The following is an 18,167-nucleotide window of genomic DNA, read 5'->3' as shown; positions in this document are numbered from 1 at the left end:
CTTCGCCATTGGTTGAATCGAATTCGGATGGTGGAAGTCAGCTTTTCGCTCGGCAATGATGTTGTGGCCGGTATCGTGTGTTTGATCGTGTAATTATCAGTTGTTCGTTTGGTCTCAGTCAGGCCGAGAAGACTGTGGATGGAAAGAAGGCAAAAGTCGGGAAACAACAGTCAATACAGGATGAGGGTATAAAACCAGCCCACGAGTAATAGCGTTCGGAGGTTTGGCGGTTTTGAACGAATACCCGTAGGCTGGTTTGATGATTCCCGTTTTTAGAACCCGTCCTCGAAGAATTCGAGCAAGTCGGCCATGGTCAGTTTCTTCTTCTCCTCGGCATTCAGGTCGCGGACGATCTGGCCCTTTTGCAGCACAATGAGGCGGTTGCCGTATTTCAACGCGTCATCAAGGCGGTGCGTGATCATCAGGCAGGTCAGTTGCTGCTCCGCGATGGTGCTGGCGGTGATGGCCATGAGCTGCTTGGAGGTCTTCGGATCGAGGGCTGCGGTGTGCTCGTCGAGCAACAGCAGGTCAGGCTTGGTGATGGTGGCCATGATAAGGCTCAGCGCCTGACGCTGTCCGCCGGAAAGGTTGCCGGCAGGAGTGTTCAGGTGCTCTTCGAGTCCGTTGCCGATTCCCTTGCACAGCTCGTAAAAGCGGTCATGATTTGCCGCCATCTCCCGCATTTTGAAGCGACGGGTCTGGCCGCGACGGGTGGCGAGCAACAGATTTTCTGCAACCGTCATACGCGGGGCCGTGCCCATTTTCGGATCCTGGAAGACGCGGGCGATGTACTTCGCACGCGCCACCTGCGAGCTTGAGGTGATGTCCTCGCCGTTGAGCAAAACATGTCCGGTAGTGGGGTGGATGCCGCCGGCGATGACATTGAACAAGGTGCTTTTGCCCGCGCCGTTGCCGCCGAGCACGGTGATGAAATCGCCCGGTTTGACGGCGAGGTTGGCATCGATCAGGATTTCCTTGGTGTCGTCCATGCCGTTGTTGACTTTCACCGTGCAGTGTTCGATGGCAAGGCGGATATCCTTGGGGTCGGTGGCTTCCTGGGTTTCGGTCTCACTGGCAGTCAGGGTGGCGGCGTTGTTATCGGGTTGTATCATCGTCTCGTCTTTCATGCGTTAGCCTTTCCGCTTGATTCCACAACGTCATTCTTCTTGAAGTATTTCTCGAATCCCGTGGTCAGATGCAAGGCGCGTTTGAACTGGGGGATGAGCATGCACAGCGAGAGCACGACCGCCGAGAAGAATTTCAGATACGTGGTGTCGAATCCGAGGCGGATGACCAGGAGAATCAGCAGCTGATAGATGATGCTGCCGACCACGGTGGCGAGCATGCGCTGGAAGAAGGAAAGCTCACCGAAGAGGACTTCGCCGATGATGATGGAGGAGAGGCCGATGACGATGGTACCCACGCCCTTGCTCACGTCGGCGTAGCCGTCATGCTGGGAGATCAACGCGCCGGAAAGCGCGATGAGCCCGTTGGAAATCATGAGCCCGACGTTGGTCATCCGTTCGGTGTGGATGCCGAGCGATTTGGCCATGGACTCGTTGTCGCCGGTGGCGATGTAGGCCTGTCCGAACTCGGTGTTGAAGAACAGCGACATCAGGCCGATGACGATGGCCACGGCCAACAGTCCGATGAAAACGGTGTCATAGTTCGTCGGCAGGTTTAGCGGAATGAAGACGTCCTGGATTTTCGGAAGATTCAGCAGCGAAAGGTTCGGGGACTTCATCACGAAGAGCATGACGGAATTGAGTGCGCTCATCACCAGAATCCCGGCGAGGACCACTGGAATCTTGCCTTTCGTGTAGAGCAGGCCGGTCACCAGGCCTGCGCACATGCCGGCCAAAACGCCGAGCAGGGTGGCGAGGAACGGGTTGACGCCAGCGGTGATGGCCGCGACGCACACCGCGCCTCCCAGCGGGAACGAGCCTTCCGTGGTCATATCGGGGAAGCCCAGGATACGGTAGGTCATGAAGATGCCGAGGCCGAGCATGCTCCATAGCATGCCCTGGCCGATCGATGAGATGATCATTGCTTGCCGACCTCCGTGGTGACGAGCTTGGCGTTCTTCTGCAGATCGGCGGGAATGGTGATGCCGAAGTGCTGCGCCTGCTCCTTGTTGATGATCGTGTCACCGGTGGAGAAGGTGTAGACGGGCATGGTGGCCGGCTTGCCCTTGCCCTTGAGGATCTGGGCGGCCATCTTGCCGGTCTGGATGCCGAGCTGGTACTGGTTGACGCCGATGGTCGCCAATCCGCCCTGTTTGACCATCGTGTCCACCGAGTTGATGACAGGCCGGCCCTTCTTGTTGGCCTCTTCGGTCACCGTGGGCATGGCGTTGGCGATGGTGTTGTCGAGCGGGGTGTAGATGAAGTCGCACTTATCGCTCATCACCTGCACGGTCTGCGCGATTTCGTTGGTCGACGGCACCGGGAATTTCTCGACTTTCAAACCGAGCGCTTCAGCCGCCTTTGAAGCGGTTTCGACCTGTGACTTGGAATTGACCTCCGTGGAGGCATAGAGCATGCCGACCGTCTTGGCCTGGGGAATCAGCTGCTTGCCGAGCTTGATTTCGGCGGCGACCGGCGGCTGGTCGGAGACGCCGGTGATGTTCTTGCCGGGAGCCTTCATATCGTGGACCAGTCCTGCGGCGACGGGGTCGGTGACCGCGCCCAGCACGATCGGGGTGGTAGTGGTGGCGTTGGCCAACGCCTGGGCTGCGGGGGTGGCGATGCCGACCAGCACGTCGGACTTCTTGTTGACCAGCTGCTCGCTCATCGTGGCGAGCTTGCTCTGGTCGGCCTGTCCGTTCTGGTCGAAGATCTGGATGTTCTTGCCTTCGACGAACCCTTCCTTTTTCAGTTCGTCGACCACGCCCTTATGGATCTGGTCCAAGGCCGGGTGGCTGACGTATTGGAGGATGCCGACACGCTTCATGCCGTCCTTCGAGCCCGCCGATGACTGTACCGATTGGCTGGTGGCCTTGCCGCCGGATGCTTCTTTGATACCGGCTCGTCTGCCGAGTTCGTAGGTGAACCCTCCTACGAGGATGAGGGCGATGACGATGATGGTCGCGGTCAGCGCCTTGCCGTGCGAGGTTTGGTGGTTTTCGTTGCTCATAGCGTTCCTGTTGCTCTTTCGATTGGTTGGTAAGCCCACGCCAAGTGAGATTGTTCCCTGTATCTAAAAATACAAAAAACACCGAATAAACCACAACGGTGATTCGATCTTCCATTACAAAACCGCAATAAAACGACTTATGAATGTCGCGGAAACGGATGACGTCAAGGCGCAGGCACGATATTAAATTCTGGATACGTAACAGCTTGTGTTAGTCGCGCCAGCCATGCCAAAGAAAATGCAACGGGAGCCGTAAAGTCGAAATCATGTCGGCTGCTCCTTTCGATGCAAGTAAAACTAGTTCTAAACATATCTGGACGCCGGTACAGCGCAAATCCGACGTTCATATAATGAGACAAGGCACTGTGCGATAATGAAGGCATGTTGTTGCATCTTCATCTGGTCCGCCACGGGCAGACCTATTTCAATCGCTATAACCGTCTGCAGGGCTGGTCGAATTCACCGTTGACCCAGTCCGGCATCGCCGATGCGGACAAGGCGGGTGCGAAACTCAAAGACATCGATTTCGCCGCAGCCTATTGCTCCGACACGACCAGGGCCGAACAGACCGCTGCGTGCATTCTTGACATCAACGAGCAAAACGGCCATGGGCGTCCCAATCTTGTCGCCGACATGCATTTCCGCGAGCAGTTCTACGGGTATTTCGAAGGTCAGGACATGAACATGGCGTGGTGGGCAGCCGGAGCGCCGCACGGTGCCAAGACCTACAACCAGATCGTGGAGCAATACGGACTGAAAGGTACCAGGGATTTTCTGAAGGAAGCCGACCCGTTCCATGACGCCGAAAGTGACGAGGAATATTGGAAGCGCGTGGAAGGCGGTTTCGCTCTGATAGCGACCAACCCCGATCTCAAGGATGGCGACGACGTGCTCCAGATTTCGCATGGCAATACGCTGCTGAGTCTGATGCACCGTTTCGCAGGTCCAGGTTACGATTTGTCCGAGCGGCCGGCCAACGGCAGTGTCACCTCGCTCGATTTCGACACAGCCAAGCCTATTGAATCCGCAGTGACGGTCGTGGCCTATAATCAGTGATTCTCTTTCAGCGTCGTTGGCGTTGGGTAATCTTGAGTTTTATTATGGCTGAAAATGTCTAGGGATTGTATCGGAAAGAGGCTTACATGAGTATTGGGGACATCGCAGGGCTTATCGCCGCCATAGCATTCGCTGTGCTGGCCGGTTTCCTGATCTATCCGCTCATCAGGTTGGGCAAACTGTTCGACCAGCTTGCCCAGACCGTCAAGGATTCCGGCGATCATGCCATTCCGGCGCTTGACGAGGGTGTCACCACCGTGCGTCAGGTCAACAAATCGCTTGAGGACGTGAACAAGATCTCCTCGGCCGCTTCCACGACCGCAGGCAATATCGGGGCTTTGGCCGATCTCTATGGCTCGTTCCTGGGTAAGCCGGTCATCAAACTGGCCTCGTCGTTCTATGCCTTGAAGTCGACCGCCCAGAGTTTCGTGCATCAGAAAGGCGGGTCCCCTTCGGACGGTGCCGCTGCCAAGGCCACGGACGCGTCGGCTAAACAAACGGCGGCAAGGAGTAAGTAACGATGGTCAAACGAATGTTCTGGGTATCCCTTGGCGTGGTCATCGGTGTGGTCGCCGTCGCCAAAGCCGAAGCCTACGTGCGGGCCAATACCCCCGACAAGGCGCGGCAGTTCGTGCTCGGTCCCGATCAGGACCACGTGATGCAACGTTCCTTGCGCGGCCTGTTCGATGAGTTCAATGCCACGCGTCTGGCACGCGAGCAGGAGCTGAACGCGCAATACGCCGACAAGCTCGGCTGATTTTCCGTTCGACGTCGTTCGTGGCCTGTGGATCTCCACACGAGTGCAAGCCGCGGCAATACAATAGATACAGTCCAATATTTTTTAGAACACGCTTCGAGATGTCGGGAGCCGAGCGATCGGTTGCCGACAATCAGGTTGTTCATGTAAATGTGATTATTAGAATCGCAACAGTTTCGTTGCGAAGGAAGCAAGGAGCAGCAGCAAGTATGCGCACCTCTGAAATCGCCAGCCGGTTCCAACATTATTTCGAGAGTCAAGGCCATCTGGTCCTTCCCTCGGCGTCATTGATTTCGCCGAATCCGACGACCTTGTTCACCATCGCCGGCATGGTACCGTTCATTCCATATCTTTTGGGTGAACAGACCCCGCCGTCGAGGCGCGTGACCAGCAACCAGAAATGTGTGCGTACCCTTGATATCGACGAGGTCGGCAAGACCACCCGTCACGGCACGTTCTTCCAGATGCTCGGCAACTTCTCCTTCGGCGACTATTTCAAGGCCGAAGCGATTCATTATGCATGGGATCTGCTGACCACCCCGCAGGACAAGGGCGGCCTCGGCTTCGACCCGGAGACCCTGTGGGTCACCACCTATACCGACGATGATGAGGCGCGCAGCCTCTGGGCCAATGAAGGCATGGATCCCGAGCACATGGAGATCCTTGGCATGGAAGACAACTTCTGGACCACCGGCGGCCCCGGCCCCGGCGGCCCCTGCTCCGAGATTTACGTCGACCGCGGTCCGGAATACGGCAAGGAGGGCGGTCCCAGCGCCGATGACAACCGCTACATCGAGATCTGGGATCTGGTCTTCGAAAACTACGCCGTAGACAACGTCAAGTCCAAGACCGACCTGCACATCGTCGGCGAGCTCGAGCACAAGAACATCGATACAGGTGCCGGCCTCGAACGCGTGGCCTACCTGCTGCAGGGCAAGCAGAACATCTACGAAACCGATGAGATCTATCCGGTCATCGAGGCCGCTGAGAAGATTTCCGGTCACAAGTATGGCGAAGACCAGGAATCCGACGTGCGCTTCCGCGTCGTGGCCGATCACGTGCGCAGCGCGTTGATGATCATGAGTGACGGCGTGCGTCCCAGCAACGTCGGCCGTGGTTATGTGCTGCGTCGTTTGCTGCGTCGTACCGTACGTTCCATGAAGATGCTCGGTGTCAACGAGCCGGTGCTGCCCACGCTCTTCCCGGTCTCCAAGGACGCTATGGTGCCCAGCTATCCGGAACTGAACGACACGTTCCACGACGTTTCCGAAGCCGCATACGGCGAGGAGGACACCTTCCGCCGCACGCTCGAAAACGGAACGACTATCCTGGACACGGCCGTCAAGAAGGCCAAGAAGACCGAAGACGCCGAAATCTCGGGACACGACGCGTTCACTTTGCACGACACCTACGGTTTCCCCATCGAGCTGACCCGCGAGATGGCCGAGGAACAGGGCGTCAAAGTCGACGAGAAGGGCTTCCGTGAGCTGATGGACGAGCAGAAGTCCCGAGCCCGCGCCGACGCGCTGAAGAAGCGCCACAACGTGGATGTCAGCGTCTACGACGATTTCAAGAAGACCCTTGACAAGCCGATTGAGTTCCTGGGCTATAAAGACCATTCCAGCCGTTCGACCATCCTCGGCATCTTCGAGGAGGGCAAGGGCAGCGTGCAAAGCATCGAAGGCCCGGCCAATGTCGAAATCGTGCTTGACCGCACCCCGTTCTACGCGGAGCAGGGCGGACAGCTGGCCGATGAAGGCGAGATGATTTCCGACGACGGTGCCGTGCTCGAGATCGATGATGTGCAGAAGCCCATCAAGGACCTGATTGTGCACAGCTGCAGGCTTACCGAAGGCAAACTCAGCGTCGGCGAGAAGGTCAATGCCACCATCGACGAGGAACGCCGTCGCGGCCTGGCCCGTTCCCACACGGCCACCCACATGCTGCACAAGGCACTGCGTGAGGTGCTCGGCGAGCAGGCGACCCAGCGCGGTTCGCTGGTGGCTCCCGATTATCTGCATTTTGATTTCCAGTGGCCCGCCGCCATGACCCGCGAGGAGATCGACAAGGTCGAGGCCCGCGTCGTTGAGCGCGCCTGCGACGATCTGCCGGTCACCATGGTCGAGATGGACTACAAGGAAGCCATCAAACTCGGGTCCATGCACCTCTTTGGCGAGAAATACGGCGACCGCGTGCGTGTGGTGACTATCGGCGAGGACGCGTGGAGCCGTGAGCTGTGCGGAGGCACCCATCTCGACGCCACCGGCAAGATCGGCGAATTCGTCATCACTTCCGAGTCCTCGGTGGGTTCGGGTGTGCGTCGTATCGAGGCGTTCATGGGCAAGAAGGCCTACGAATACAACGACAAGCAGCACAAGACCGTCTCCAGTCTTGCCGACGAGCTTAAGGTCCGTCCCGAGGAGCTGCGCGACCGTGTACTCTCCCTTGAAGCGAAGGTCAAGGAAGCCGACCAGCGCCTGAACGCGCTCTACGAATCCCAGCTCGAGGCCGCGGTGCCGGCCCTGATCGCACAGGCACAAGCCGATGCTGATGCCTCTGTGGAGTTGGTAGCCTCCAACGTTGGCCACTTCGGTTCCTTCGATGCGTTGCGCAAGACCGTGATGGATATCCGTACCAAGATTGGTAATAAAAAGTCCGCGATCATCGCGCTTTCCGGTGTCAACGAACAGGGCAAGCCGATGGTCGCCGTGGCAACCAACGACGAGGCGCGCAAGGCCGGTTTCAAGGCAGGGGACCTCGTGCGGGTAGCTTCCAAGGTTCTTGGCGGCGGTGGCGGCGGTAAGCCGGACTTCGCCCAAGGCGGCGGTGCCGATGCCTCCAAGATCGACGAGGCGTTGAAGGCTCTGCGTCAGGCCGTGCGCAAGGACTGAAACCTCCTATGACGTGGTTAGGTGTTGATTTGGGAGATGCCAGGGTCGGCTTGGCTTTAAGCGACCCTGAGCTCTCCTTCGCGCACCCGGAAGGCAATATTGCGGCCAACGGTGATTCGTTCCGTGCCTTGGATGAGGTCGTGGACTTCATTGACGGGCACCCCGATATCGATAGGGTCGTCATCGGCCTGCCTTTATTGCTGAGCGGAGAAGCCGGGAAAAGTGCCAAAAAGGCCAGACGTTGGGCCGCAAACCTTGCCAAGCGCCTTGGAGTAGCCGTCCAGAGCGAGGATTATACAATAGACAAGGTACCTGAAATAGTACTTCAGGACGAGCGTCTCACCACCGTGAGCGCACACCACCAGTTGAGCCAAGCCAACGTTCAAAGCAGAAATCACAGGCCGGTGGTCGATCAGCAGTCGGCGGTTGTCATTCTTCAGTCGGCTTTGGATGGACGTCACTGACGGTCCTGAAGCAGAGAGGGAATTCATGCCAGAAGACTTCAACGAGCTTTTCGACACGAACGCCGAGTGGGTGGATTCCACTGGTTCTTCTTCTGATGCCCGGCCGCCGAAGTCTCCTCCTCGGTCGCGTCATGAGATGCGACAACGCAAACGGCAGCAACGTCACCGGCGGATGGCCATTGCGGCGATTGTCGTAGTGGCTGTGCTCATTGTAGGCGGCGGTGGCTTCTTCGGTCTGCGATCGGTGGCTCGTCATATCAGCGTCGACACCGTCCAAGAGGTTTCTACCGATTATCAAGGCCCCGGCACCGGTAAGGTCTGGTTCACCGTTGAAAGCGGTGAAGGCGTCGCCACGATCGCGGCGCATCTGGTCAAGGCCGATGTGGTCAAGAATGCGGATACGTTCGCCAGTACGGTCGCGGCCAACAACAGTACGCTCTATCCGGGCATGTACCAGCTCAAAAAACATATGTCATCCATTCAAGCGGTGAAGATACTGTCCGACAGAACCAAAGCCACCGGATTTTTGGAAGTCAAGGCCGGGGAACGCAGCTCGCAGGCCATAGCGGAAGCCGCGCAGCTTTCCGGTATCGACAAGTCACAATTCGACGCGATCATTGCCGGTGGTGGCCAGGGCATCCTTCCCGCCGAAGCCGGAGGCAAATTCGAAGGCTGGCTTGAACCGGGCGTCTACGATGTGAAGAAGAAAGGCAGCACCGCCTCTTCTATTTTGAAACAGATCGTAGATAAACGCGTGGCCAAACTCAACGATCTGAAAGTGCCGACCGGGGCGCAACGCGAAACCATCCTCAACATGGCCTCCATCGCCGAATCCGAGGTGAACCGTTCGGAATACTACGGCAAGGTCGTGCGTGTCATCGTCAACCGGCTCAGTCAGAACATGGCTCTGGGGATGGATTCCACTGTCGCCTACGGCGCGAACGTCAAGCCAAGCCAACTGACCAACGCGATGCTGGGCGATGCCTCTGATCCGTACAACACGCGTGTCAACAAGGGCTTGCCGCCCACGCCGATCAGTTCCCCCGGAGACGAAGCGATCAAGGCGGCCATGAATCCCACGCCCGGCAATTGGCTCTATTTCGTCACCACGAACCTGCAGACCGGCGAGACGAAGTTCGTCGCCACTCAAGACGAATTCACCCAGATTCGCAACGAATACAAGACCCAAAACCAAAACGCCAACTGATTTTATTTTTATTTAATATTGAAATTTTGGGTTCTGTATCGTAATTCAGTTACTTTAAGTGGTTGGTCGTGGACTTGCCGGGATATACAATGCTCGGGACGCTCCTTGGCTGAGCCGTTAAGGACAAAGCCCTGTGGGCTTTGTTCAGGCGAAGTGAGCGCGTGACTCGCGCGAAGGCGAAATCTTTGATTTTGCTCGGCCATGTCTTACGCCCGAACATCGCATATCCCGGCAAATCCACTTATGTTTCGTATAAAAATATTAACTGATTACGTAAGGTTTCTGACCTACATGAGTGGATTGGCAGGATATGTGATGCTGAGGAATAAAGCTTGGCCTACCGGCCTTGAGGGTTCCGAAGCATTACATATCCTGCCAATCCACGACCAACCGCCGAACGCAACTTAAAAAATAATCAGACACGCAATAACTATAAAGCTGCTAAAAGCGCTGCGATGATTCCTGCGAATACGATGACGGGGACGAACGGAGCTTTTGATGAGTGGGTGGGAGATAAGGGCTTGGCGATTTTGGGCCAGAGGAGAATCCAGAGTAATCCTAAGACGCCCATGAGCAGCCACCAGTAGAGGTAGGGCATCAGTCCGAACGAGCCCACGGCAAGTCCGTCCAGGAACGATGCGGTGACATCTCCGAAGCCCAGAGCGCCGGGCTTCAGCCGGGAGAGCAGGAATTGAATAAATGCCGATAACAGCGCATATCCCAGCGGCAGCAAAGCTTTGGCGGGATTGCGTTCGACTATGGCTAGCCCGAGAAAGACGGCCAACTGTATCAACACTCCCAGCGCCACCCATGCTCGGGGCACGCGAAAACGGCGGATGTCTTCGAGCGCAAGCGCCAGTCCGCAGATCAGACTCGGGAGTGCAGCAATGTAGGCCATATCGGTAAGATAGTTCATAAACCCATGATTCGACGAATGGAAAGCGCGAAAACGCGGAAATTTCAAGGTTTGATTTTTCTTTGGTCGGTTCGTCCATGTTCGGCAAGGAGTAAGCATGTTGCGTTGGCAGACGGCAGGGGAGTCGCACGGTGAGGCGTTGGTCGCGATGATCGAGGGCCTACCGGCCGGTGTCGAGGTGCGCTCGCAGGATGTCGTGGACGCGCTGGCGCGGCGGCGTCTAGGCTACGGACGTGGCGCGCGCATGAAGTTCGAACAGGACAAGGTGCGCATGCTCACCGGTGTGCGACATGGCTTGACACTGGGCTCGCCGGTGACCATCGAGATCGCCAACACCGAATGGCCGAAATGGACCGAGGTCATGAGCGCCGACCCGCTTGACCATGATCTGCCGCCGACCGGACGCAACGAGCCGCTGACCCGTCCGCGTCCCGGCCACGCCGACCTGACCGGTATGCGCAAATACGGGTTCGACGACGCCCGCAACGCGCTTGAACGTTCCAGCGCCCGAGAAACGGCCTCCCGCGTGGCTTTGGGGGCCGTGGCAGCGAAATTCCTTGAGCAGAGTGTAGGCATTCGCACGGTTGCCCATGTGGTCGCCTTGGGTGGAGAAAAGGCCGATACCGGCACTTTGCCGACGCCTGCAGATGTCGAAGCGCTCGATGCCTCGCCGGTGCGTACGCTCGACAAGGATGCGGAGAAACGCATGATGGCCAAGGTCGACGAGGCCAAATCCCGCGCCGATACGCTCGGTGGCGTGGTCGAAGTCATCGCCTACGGTGTGCCCGCCGGATTGGGCACATACGTGGAGAGCGACCGCAGGCTTGATGCGGCACTGGCTGGCGCGCTGATGGGCATCCAGGCCATCAAGGGCGTGGAAGTCGGTGACGGGTTCCTCGAGGCAGACCGGTTTGGCTCCGAGGCCCACGATGAGATGTTTGTGGATGACAATGGCCATATTGAGCGTTATTCAAACCGTTCAGGCGGCACCGAAGGCGGTATGTCCGATGGCCAGCCGATCCGGGTGAGGGCCGCGATGAAGCCGATTCCCTCAATTCCTCGTGCTTTGCGCACCGTCGATGTCGCCAACGGCGAGGAGGCCAAGGCCATCAACCAACGTTCCGACACCACCGCGGTCCCCGCCGCTTCGGTCGTAGCCGAGGCAATGGTGCGTTTGACGCTGGCCGGATTCGTTCTTGACAAGTTCGGCGGTGACAGCGTTGAGGAAACGCGCCGCAATGCACGTAATTATCTTGATTCCTGGCCGGAGCATATGCGTTGATTGCCATCTCGTGTCTGCGTGGCGTGCTTGGGGCATGCGAAATTAGGATAGGTAACAACACAGAGAAACGTAGAGTTAAGAGAGACAAGGTGCAACAATCATGAGTGGTCATCGTCCGCTTGCCGTGGTCATCGGTATGCCCGGTGCTGGTAAGACACGTGTGGGACGTGAGGCGGCGCAGATGCTCGATGTCGATTTCGCCGATGCGGATATCGAGATCGAACATGAGGCCGGTATGAAGATTCCCCGGTATTTCGAACGATACGGCGAACCCGAATTCCGAAAGTTGGAAGCCGATGTCATCGCCGATTTGCTTGTTTCGTTTGACGGTCTGCTTGCGTTGGGCGGCGGGGCCCCCATGACGCAGTCCACCCGTGACGCCTTGATCGATTACGCCGCCGCCGGTGGCAAACTGGTCTACCTGCAAGCCGACAAGCACGAGGCCATGGAACGCGCCTCACGCGGCGGAAACCGGCCGATGCTCAAAGGTAACGCCGACAAGCGCTGGATGAAGCTCTACGAAGAGCGCGACCCCGTTTTCCGCGAAATATCCAATCTGCAGGTGCACACCCATGGTTCGACGCCGCGTGTGGCGGCAAGAAAGCTGAGCAATATGATTCAGGAACGCATTGTTCATGTCACCGGTTCGGGAATCGAACCTTATGACGTCTGCATCGGTGAAGGCACATTGAACCGTTTGCGGGAAGTCGTCGGGCAAGACGTGGTACGGGTGGCATTGATTCATACCCAACCCGTCCAGCGGCACTCAGATCAGGCGCGCGCATTGTTGCGCCAGGCAGGTTATGAAGTCTACGACATGGTCATTGCCGACGCTGAGAAAGGCAAGACCATCGACGTGGCCAAAACCATCTGGAAGAGGCTCGGCGAAATCGGTTTCACGCGTTCTGATGCCATTGTCGGCCTGGGCGGGGGAGCCGCGACCGACCTAGCCGGTTTCATCGCGGCGACCTGGATGCGCGGCATTCGTTACGTCAACTGCCCGACCTCTCTGCTGGCGATGGTAGACGCCTCGACCGGTGGCAAAACCGGTATCAACACCGACGAAGGCAAGAATCTGGTCGGCTCGTTCTACACCCCTGCCGGTGTGCTCGCCGATTTGCGTGCGTTGAAGACGTTACCACAGGATATCTTCACCGAGGGGCTCGGGGAAGTGGCCAAGTCCGGGTTTATCCGTGACACCGCGATTCTTGACATTTTGCAGGAACATGCCGCGGAACTGCGCAATTTCAATGGTGACGATTTTCTCGGAACACCACTCGAGGATGTGGTCGCCGAACTCATTGAGCGCACCGTTCGCGTCAAGGCCTACCATGTCTCCAATGACTTGAAAGAAGCCGGCCTGCGTGAATTCCTGAACTACGGGCATACACTGGCCCACGCCATCGAAAAGCTCGAACATTTCCGTTGGCGCCATGGCAATGCGGTGGCCGTCGGTTGCGTTTATGCAGCGGAACTCTCCCATATTCTCGGCCACATCGACCAGAAGACCGTCGACCTGCACCGTTCGATCTTCTCCTCGCTTGGTCTGCCGATCTCGTGGGACGGCGGGAATTGGGACGATGTGCTCGCGTTGATGCACAAGGACAAGAAGGCTCGCGGCAACACCCTGCGTTTCGTCATTCTCGACGGTGTTGGCCATCCGATGCACCTTGAGGATCCGCCGATGGATGCGCTCGTGGAGGCGTTTAAGCGTATTCGCAGTTGAGCGCTATCGCAAGTCGGTAGATGGGTCTGAGAAACGTTGATATTTCACCATTTGCCGAACACGTATCTATCGACCTGCGATATGTCATTCATCATTTCAACACAAAGGATAAAATCATGACCAAGGTAATCGTTGTCAACGGACCGAATCTCGGGCGTCTGGGAGTACGTGAACCCGATATCTACGGGCGTCAGGATCTTCAGACCCTGCGCAAGGACTGCACCGAATGGGGTCGTGCACTCGGCCTGGAGGTCGAAGTGCGCCAGTCCGACGATGAGGCCGAGGTCATCGGCTGGATGCATCGGGCAGTCGACGAGAAGACTCCGGTGGTGATGAACCCTGCCGCGTTCACCCATTACAGCTATGGTCTTTCCGATGCCGCGAAAATGGTCACCGACGCCGGACTGCCGCTGATGGAAGTGCATATCTCCAACCCTTCCGCACGAGACACGTTCCGCAAGTACAGCGTCATCAGCCCGGTAGCCACCGGTACCATCACGGGTATGGGCTTCTACGGCTACAAGCTCGCCCTCGACGCCGTCGCTCATCTGCTGGAGCAGTAGGTAGCAGAAGGCACGCAGCTGGTCATGCAGAAAGCTTGATGCGGCAGCTCATGAGCCGGCGCAGCGGAAGATGGTTTTGGCTTTTCTCTATCGGCAGCAATGTCGGATATGGGCCGATGATTGCAGCTGATTGTGGGGTTATCGTTCCTGCTTTTGGAATAGTGCTGAAATCATGACGATAATATGCGCTTATTGGACATAATCTGCGACTATTCCTCAATTATGGCCATATAGGGATGATAATTGTTCGTGTTTCGGGAATAATCTCGGATTGTTGACGTTATCGAACTTCATCGGTTCAAGTGTGGTGCTTGCTTAAGAAAAAGTAATGCAGTTGTTCCAACTTTTCGAGATGGATGACGGCTCACGTACGTTTTGGTATTCCTGCCGCGTCCAGTTTTGCTTCCAACCGTTGAGGATGCAGTAAGTCCTCATATTGGAAGCGGACGATAAGGTCCGCACCTTGGGCTTTCAAGTCCGTTTCGCGACGAAGCTGTTCGTGTACCTTGTTTTCAATGGTTGAGCGCGAAAATCCCGATTGCATCACATACTTTTGCATCCCGTCGTATTCCGCGACAACACAACGATTACCGGGCAGCTGCCATGTGAAGTCCGCGCGATAGGGCTGATGGTTTGGATCAGGATTGCGGAAAGGTACTTGCAGGCGCGGGACGACGAAACCCAGCTCGATCATGGTCGCACGTGCCAGTGATTCGCCGCTGTTCTCGCTCAGTGGGTTCATCAATGAGATGAGCCTGTTGATGTCTGTCTTGTCGACACGCATGTTTTTGCAGGCTTTCAGGATGTCGGATTTCGTGGTTCCGCTTCGCGCGGCCGCGTCGAAAACGGGCAGAGCCTCGCAAAATGAGTGTGTGAGAGCCATGCTGATCAGTGTCTGCGGGATGTCGGTGACTTTGACACCTTGAATGGCGATGACGTGCGGTTTGCGGATGTAGAGTCGTTTGAGTTTGTCGTGTTGACCCGTCGAGTTGCCCGAGGTCGACACGATGTAGATGTTGTGCCGCCTGTGTAAGGCGTGACTATGGTCGAGTCCATGAATGTTTGCGGCCGAAACCCCCGTGAACGTCCAGTTTTCGTGCAAAATCGAAAGTGCTTTGACCAGCGCGAGGTCCTGCCGCGAGGGATCGAGCCCATTCCAGAATTCCTGTCGGACAAAGACGCAAGGATATGGAGAGAGCAGTTCGTTTCGGCTGGCCCTACGTTGCAGAGCGCGATAGGCCGGATTGTCCCGGCACGGCAGGCATTCGCCGTTCTTTTCAGCCTGATCGAGCATCGATTCGATTCGTTTGTTGCGCCTCATGATTGCAGAATAGAGGATGCGCGGTGTGATAGTCCAACTCAAACGGGTACTGTGGTCGAATGATAGGAGTTGTCCACATTTGAGGCGTGTCGGGGCATACGTGCCAGAATTGTCCACATTTGAGGTAGGCAGTAACGGTGTACCTGCCTGAACTATCCATCGTCGTGGTAGCAGAATCGGCCCTGTCTATGTTTGGTTTCCCGGTTCGATTGGCGTAACTGTCATTCTCCTGAGAATATTGCTCAAATGATGACAGTTGTAGCTGCTAGATGTCAGCAACCGACGAATAGTCTTCAATTGGTGACGTTTGCTACCGCTAAGTGTCAGGATATGGCGAATAGTCTCGAATTGATGACAGTTAGAAGTGTGTAACGTCAGTGGTTTGGGAATAGTGCTCAAATGATGACGTTACAGTTGAAGTGAACGACTGTGCCGTCGATGCACTTTCTTCTGTGCTAACCTTATTCTGATATCATTTATCATCGAAGGAGAGACGAGGATGTCTGAAAAGAAAAAGAAGAAGATGCTGTGGTTCGTCCTTTTGACGCTGGTGCAGTATGTGCTGTTCGTGCTGGCTCTTGGTGTTTTCTCTGAGCGTGCTTTCACGGCGGAATTGCAACGGCCCGGAACCTATGGATTGGCTTTGGTGCTGACCTGTTTCGGTGCGGTTTCGACATGGGCCGGACAGCGACAGGCCGATAAGGACAATGTTGAATTGAAGAAGGCCATGGAAGAAGCGAAAAGGAAAAGGGCCGAAGCCGGTCAGTAGTTTTTCTCACAGATTCACTGGCTGTCGGCAAGTGGGATGAAGAATAGCGGGCGTTGCGGCGGATTTCGGCGATTTTGCGGGTGATGAGGGCGACGCCTACGAACACGCCGGGTCAATAGGCACTGATAGACTGAAGTTCCATGGTTAAAGATAATAATGATAGTTCCCATGGGCATGTCACCAAGCATATTTTCGTCACCGGTGGCGTTGTTTCATCCCTCGGTAAGGGCTTGACAGCATCCTCTCTCGGTCGTCTTCTTCGTAGTCGTGGTCTTCGTGTTCTCCAGCAGAAACTCGATCCCTATATCAACGTTGACCCGGGCACGATGAACCCGTTCCAGCACGGTGAGGTCTATGTCACCGAAGACGGTGCCGAAACCGATCTGGATATCGGCCATTACGAGCGTTTCCTCGACGTGTTCCTTTCCCAGAAGGCTAACGTGACCACCGGTCAGATCTACCAGTCCGTGCTTGACAAAGAGCGCGCCGGCAAGTACCTCGGCCAGTGCGTCCAGGTCATCCCGCATATCACCAATGAGATCAAGAGCCGTATGCGCGCCCAGGCCGCAGACGACGTCGATGTGATCATCACCGAGATCGGCGGTACGGTCGGCGACATCGAGTCGCAGCCGTTCCTCGAGGCCGCGCGTGAGGTCAAGCGCGAACTCGGCCCGCACAACTGCATGTTCGTGCATGTTTCGTTGGTGCCGTATCTGCCCGCGGCCCACGAGCTGAAGACCAAGCCGACCCAGCATTCCGTGATGACCCTGCGCCAGCTCGGCATTACTCCCGACGCGCTGGTGCTGCGCAGCGACCGCCCGCTGAACCAAGGCATCAAGGACAAGATCTCCCTGATGTGCGACGTGGACGAAGAGGGCGTGGTCAACTGTGTGGATGCCCCGAGCATCTACGACGTGCCGAAGATTCTGCACAACGAAGGCCTCGACGCCTATGTGGTCCGCTACCTTGAGATGTCCGCCCACGATGTGGATTGGGCCGAGTGGGACGATCTGCTGGAGCGCGTGCACCATCCGAAGCAGGAAGTCAACGTCGCCATCGTCGGCAAGTACATCGACCTGCCCGACGCCTATCTTTCCGTCATCGAGGCCGTCAAGGCCGGCGGTTTCGGCAATTACGCCAAGGCCAACGTCAAGCTCGTTGCGGCCGACCTTTGCGAGAGCGAAGCCGGCGCCGACGCAGAACTGCGCGACATGGACGGCATCATCGTCCCCGGTGGTTTCGGCATCCGCGGCATCGAAGGCAAGATCGGCGCGCTGCGCTACGCCCGTGAGCATAAGCTGCCTGCGCTCGGCCTTTGCTTGGGCCTGCAGTGCATGGTCATCGAGTATGCCCGCGACGTTCTTGAGCTTGAGGATGCGGATTCCTCCGAGTTCGAGCCCGGTTGCAAGAATCCGGTCATCGCCACGATGGAAGAGCAGAAGGACATCCTCGCCAATTCCGATATGGGGCACACCATGCGCCTCGGTGCCTATCCGGCCGTGTTGAAGGAGGATTCGCTGGTCGCCAAGCTGTATGGCACCACCAATGTCAGCGAGCGTCACCGTCATCGTTATGAGGTGAACGTGGCCTACAAGAAGCCGTTGCAGGAGGCGGGCCTCGAGATTTCCGGTCAGAGCCCGGACGGCGAGCTCACCGAGTTCGTCGAGCTGCCGCAGGACGTGCACCCGTTCTATGTCGGTACGCAGGCTCACCCCGAATTCAAGTCCCGTCCGACCAAGCCGCACCCGCTCTTCCAAGGTCTGGTGAAAGCAGCGCTCGACCATCAGGAAGCCCGGAAAAGTGGGTCTGAAGAGGACTGAAAACGGGTCTTTGACGATGCTTGCTTCCGCTTCATCGTCAACCGGCGATGCCGGTAGTCCGTATTTTCGATAGCGTGCGTAAGAAGACCCTGCTTCGGTGGGGTCTTCTTACTGTATCCAGCGATGCAGCGATGCAGGCCTTGGCGCTTGAAAAGCAAATACACAATGGTACAAATAGGTACAATATAGACAAAACTTGTGAATTAAATCACTTTCATTGTCGGCATTGTTTTAGGCACATCCCTAGTAATGAAAGACCA

General features: G+C 56.9%; 16 protein-coding genes. 11 read left to right on the top strand and 5 right to left on the bottom strand.

Going from position 1 to position 18,167, the window contains the following annotated elements:
- Window positions 1-272 precede the first annotated feature (272 nt).
- From OZX64_RS05510 to trpX, 3 genes are read right to left on the bottom strand one after another with little or no spacing between them, the layout of a single operon-like run.
- Window positions 273-1,127, bottom strand: coding sequence for an ATP-binding cassette domain-containing protein (locus OZX64_RS05510; RefSeq protein ID WP_277171912.1), 855 nt, complete (start codon window positions 1,125-1,127; stop codon window positions 273-275).
- Window positions 1,124-2,047: an ABC transporter permease gene (locus OZX64_RS05505; protein ID WP_277171910.1), complete on the bottom strand. Its 924-nt coding sequence runs from the start codon at window positions 2,045-2,047 to the stop codon at window positions 1,124-1,126. The genes OZX64_RS05510 and OZX64_RS05505 overlap by 4 nt, the downstream gene beginning before the upstream one ends.
- On the bottom strand, window positions 2,044-3,135 hold the full coding sequence (gene trpX, locus OZX64_RS05500) for a tryptophan ABC transporter substrate-binding protein (protein WP_277171908.1): 1,092 nt from the start codon (window positions 3,133-3,135) through the stop codon (window positions 2,044-2,046). Before trpX ends, OZX64_RS05505 begins: the two co-directional genes overlap by 4 nt.
- 381 nt (window positions 3,136-3,516) lie before the next feature.
- Between trpX and OZX64_RS05495 the strand changes: the two genes are divergently transcribed.
- From OZX64_RS05495 to mltG, 6 genes are all read left to right on the top strand, one after another.
- Window positions 3,517-4,191, top strand: coding sequence for a phosphoglycerate mutase family protein (locus tag OZX64_RS05495; protein ID WP_277171905.1), 675 nt, complete (start codon window positions 3,517-3,519; stop codon window positions 4,189-4,191).
- Window positions 4,192-4,277: 86 nt separating this feature from the next.
- Window positions 4,278-4,709, top strand: a complete 432-nt coding sequence (locus OZX64_RS05490) for a DUF948 domain-containing protein (RefSeq protein ID WP_277171903.1) — start codon at window positions 4,278-4,280, stop codon at window positions 4,707-4,709.
- A 2-nt stretch (window positions 4,710-4,711) separates the two neighbouring features.
- On the top strand, window positions 4,712-4,948 hold the full coding sequence (locus OZX64_RS05485; RefSeq protein WP_277157253.1) for a hypothetical protein: 237 nt from the start codon (window positions 4,712-4,714) through the stop codon (window positions 4,946-4,948).
- Between the two features lie 209 nt (window positions 4,949-5,157).
- Entirely contained in the window at window positions 5,158-7,839 is a 2,682-nt protein-coding gene (gene alaS / locus OZX64_RS05480; RefSeq protein WP_277171902.1) for an alanine--tRNA ligase, read from the top strand.
- An 8-nt stretch (window positions 7,840-7,847) separates the two neighbouring features.
- The gene (ruvX, locus tag OZX64_RS05475; protein ID WP_277157255.1) at window positions 7,848-8,303 is read left to right on the top strand and encodes a Holliday junction resolvase RuvX; all 456 of its coding nucleotides are present in this window, start codon (window positions 7,848-7,850) and stop codon (window positions 8,301-8,303) included.
- 25 nt (window positions 8,304-8,328) lie between these two features.
- Window positions 8,329-9,510, top strand: coding sequence for an endolytic transglycosylase MltG (gene mltG / locus OZX64_RS05470; RefSeq protein ID WP_277171899.1), 1,182 nt, complete (start codon window positions 8,329-8,331; stop codon window positions 9,508-9,510).
- 430 nt (window positions 9,511-9,940) lie between these two features.
- Here mltG and OZX64_RS05465 read toward each other — a convergent pair whose 3' ends face one another.
- A complete protein-coding gene (locus OZX64_RS05465) occupies window positions 9,941-10,426 on the bottom strand; it encodes a peptidase A24 (RefSeq protein WP_277171897.1) in 486 nt (161 codons plus the stop codon).
- A 97-nt stretch (window positions 10,427-10,523) separates the two neighbouring features.
- Between OZX64_RS05465 and aroC the strand changes: the two genes are divergently transcribed.
- The 3 genes from aroC to OZX64_RS05450 all read left to right on the top strand — a co-directional run bounded on the left by aroC (window position 10,524) and on the right by OZX64_RS05450 (window position 13,997).
- Window positions 10,524-11,708 (top strand): chorismate synthase, encoded by a 1,185-nt coding sequence (gene aroC / locus OZX64_RS05460; RefSeq protein WP_277171896.1) that lies wholly within the window; start codon window positions 10,524-10,526, stop codon window positions 11,706-11,708.
- Between the two features lie 100 nt (window positions 11,709-11,808).
- On the top strand, window positions 11,809-13,434 hold the full coding sequence (locus tag OZX64_RS05455) for a bifunctional shikimate kinase/3-dehydroquinate synthase (RefSeq protein WP_277171895.1): 1,626 nt from the start codon (window positions 11,809-11,811) through the stop codon (window positions 13,432-13,434).
- A gap of 116 nt (window positions 13,435-13,550) precedes the next feature.
- A complete protein-coding gene (locus OZX64_RS05450; protein WP_277157260.1) occupies window positions 13,551-13,997 on the top strand; it encodes a type II 3-dehydroquinate dehydratase in 447 nt (148 codons plus the stop codon).
- Between the two features lie 364 nt (window positions 13,998-14,361).
- Here the strand turns inward: OZX64_RS05450 and OZX64_RS05445 are convergent, their stop codons facing one another.
- Entirely contained in the window at window positions 14,362-15,318 is a 957-nt protein-coding gene (locus OZX64_RS05445) for a hypothetical protein (protein WP_277171893.1), read from the bottom strand.
- A 499-nt stretch (window positions 15,319-15,817) separates the two neighbouring features.
- Here OZX64_RS05445 and OZX64_RS05440 point away from each other — a divergent pair, with 499 nt between their 5' ends.
- A complete protein-coding gene (locus OZX64_RS05440; protein WP_277171891.1) occupies window positions 15,818-16,087 on the top strand; it encodes a hypothetical protein in 270 nt (89 codons plus the stop codon).
- Window positions 16,088-16,227: 140 nt separating this feature from the next.
- Complete coding sequence (locus tag OZX64_RS05435) at window positions 16,228-17,907, top strand: CTP synthase (RefSeq protein ID WP_277157261.1); 1,680 nt, start codon at window positions 16,228-16,230, stop codon at window positions 17,905-17,907.
- Window positions 17,908-18,167: the final 260 nt, after the last annotated feature.

Source organism: Bifidobacterium sp. ESL0704 (assembly GCF_029392075.1).
GTDB lineage: Bacteria > Actinomycetota > Actinomycetes > Actinomycetales > Bifidobacteriaceae > Bifidobacterium.
The sequence above is the reverse complement of the archived record's forward strand: the minus strand, read 5'-3'. Positions and strand labels throughout refer to the sequence as shown.

Bases quoted from the DNA above. Each gene is read 5' to 3' on its own strand.
- OZX64_RS05510 (WP_277171912.1), bottom strand. From the start codon at position 1,127: ATGAAAGACGAGACGATGATACAACCCGATAACAACGCCGCCACCCTG.
- OZX64_RS05505 (WP_277171910.1), bottom strand. From the start codon at position 2,047: ATGATCATCTCATCGATCGGCCAGGGCATGCTATGGAGCATGCTCGGC.
- trpX (WP_277171908.1), bottom strand. From the start codon at position 3,135: ATGAGCAACGAAAACCACCAAACCTCGCACGGCAAGGCGCTGACCGCG.
- OZX64_RS05495 (WP_277171905.1), top strand. From the start codon at position 3,517: ATGTTGTTGCATCTTCATCTGGTCCGCCACGGGCAGACCTATTTCAAT.
- OZX64_RS05490 (WP_277171903.1), top strand. From the start codon at position 4,278: ATGAGTATTGGGGACATCGCAGGGCTTATCGCCGCCATAGCATTCGCT.
- OZX64_RS05485 (WP_277157253.1), top strand. From the start codon at position 4,712: ATGGTCAAACGAATGTTCTGGGTATCCCTTGGCGTGGTCATCGGTGTG.
- alaS (WP_277171902.1), top strand. From the start codon at position 5,158: ATGCGCACCTCTGAAATCGCCAGCCGGTTCCAACATTATTTCGAGAGT.
- ruvX (WP_277157255.1), top strand. From the start codon at position 7,848: ATGACGTGGTTAGGTGTTGATTTGGGAGATGCCAGGGTCGGCTTGGCT.
- mltG (WP_277171899.1), top strand. From the start codon at position 8,329: ATGCCAGAAGACTTCAACGAGCTTTTCGACACGAACGCCGAGTGGGTG.
- OZX64_RS05465 (WP_277171897.1), bottom strand. From the start codon at position 10,426: ATGAACTATCTTACCGATATGGCCTACATTGCTGCACTCCCGAGTCTG.
- aroC (WP_277171896.1), top strand. From the start codon at position 10,524: ATGTTGCGTTGGCAGACGGCAGGGGAGTCGCACGGTGAGGCGTTGGTC.
- OZX64_RS05455 (WP_277171895.1), top strand. From the start codon at position 11,809: ATGAGTGGTCATCGTCCGCTTGCCGTGGTCATCGGTATGCCCGGTGCT.
- OZX64_RS05450 (WP_277157260.1), top strand. From the start codon at position 13,551: ATGACCAAGGTAATCGTTGTCAACGGACCGAATCTCGGGCGTCTGGGA.
- OZX64_RS05445 (WP_277171893.1), bottom strand. From the start codon at position 15,318: ATGAGGCGCAACAAACGAATCGAATCGATGCTCGATCAGGCTGAAAAG.
- OZX64_RS05440 (WP_277171891.1), top strand. From the start codon at position 15,818: ATGTCTGAAAAGAAAAAGAAGAAGATGCTGTGGTTCGTCCTTTTGACG.
- OZX64_RS05435 (WP_277157261.1), top strand. From the start codon at position 16,228: ATGGTTAAAGATAATAATGATAGTTCCCATGGGCATGTCACCAAGCAT.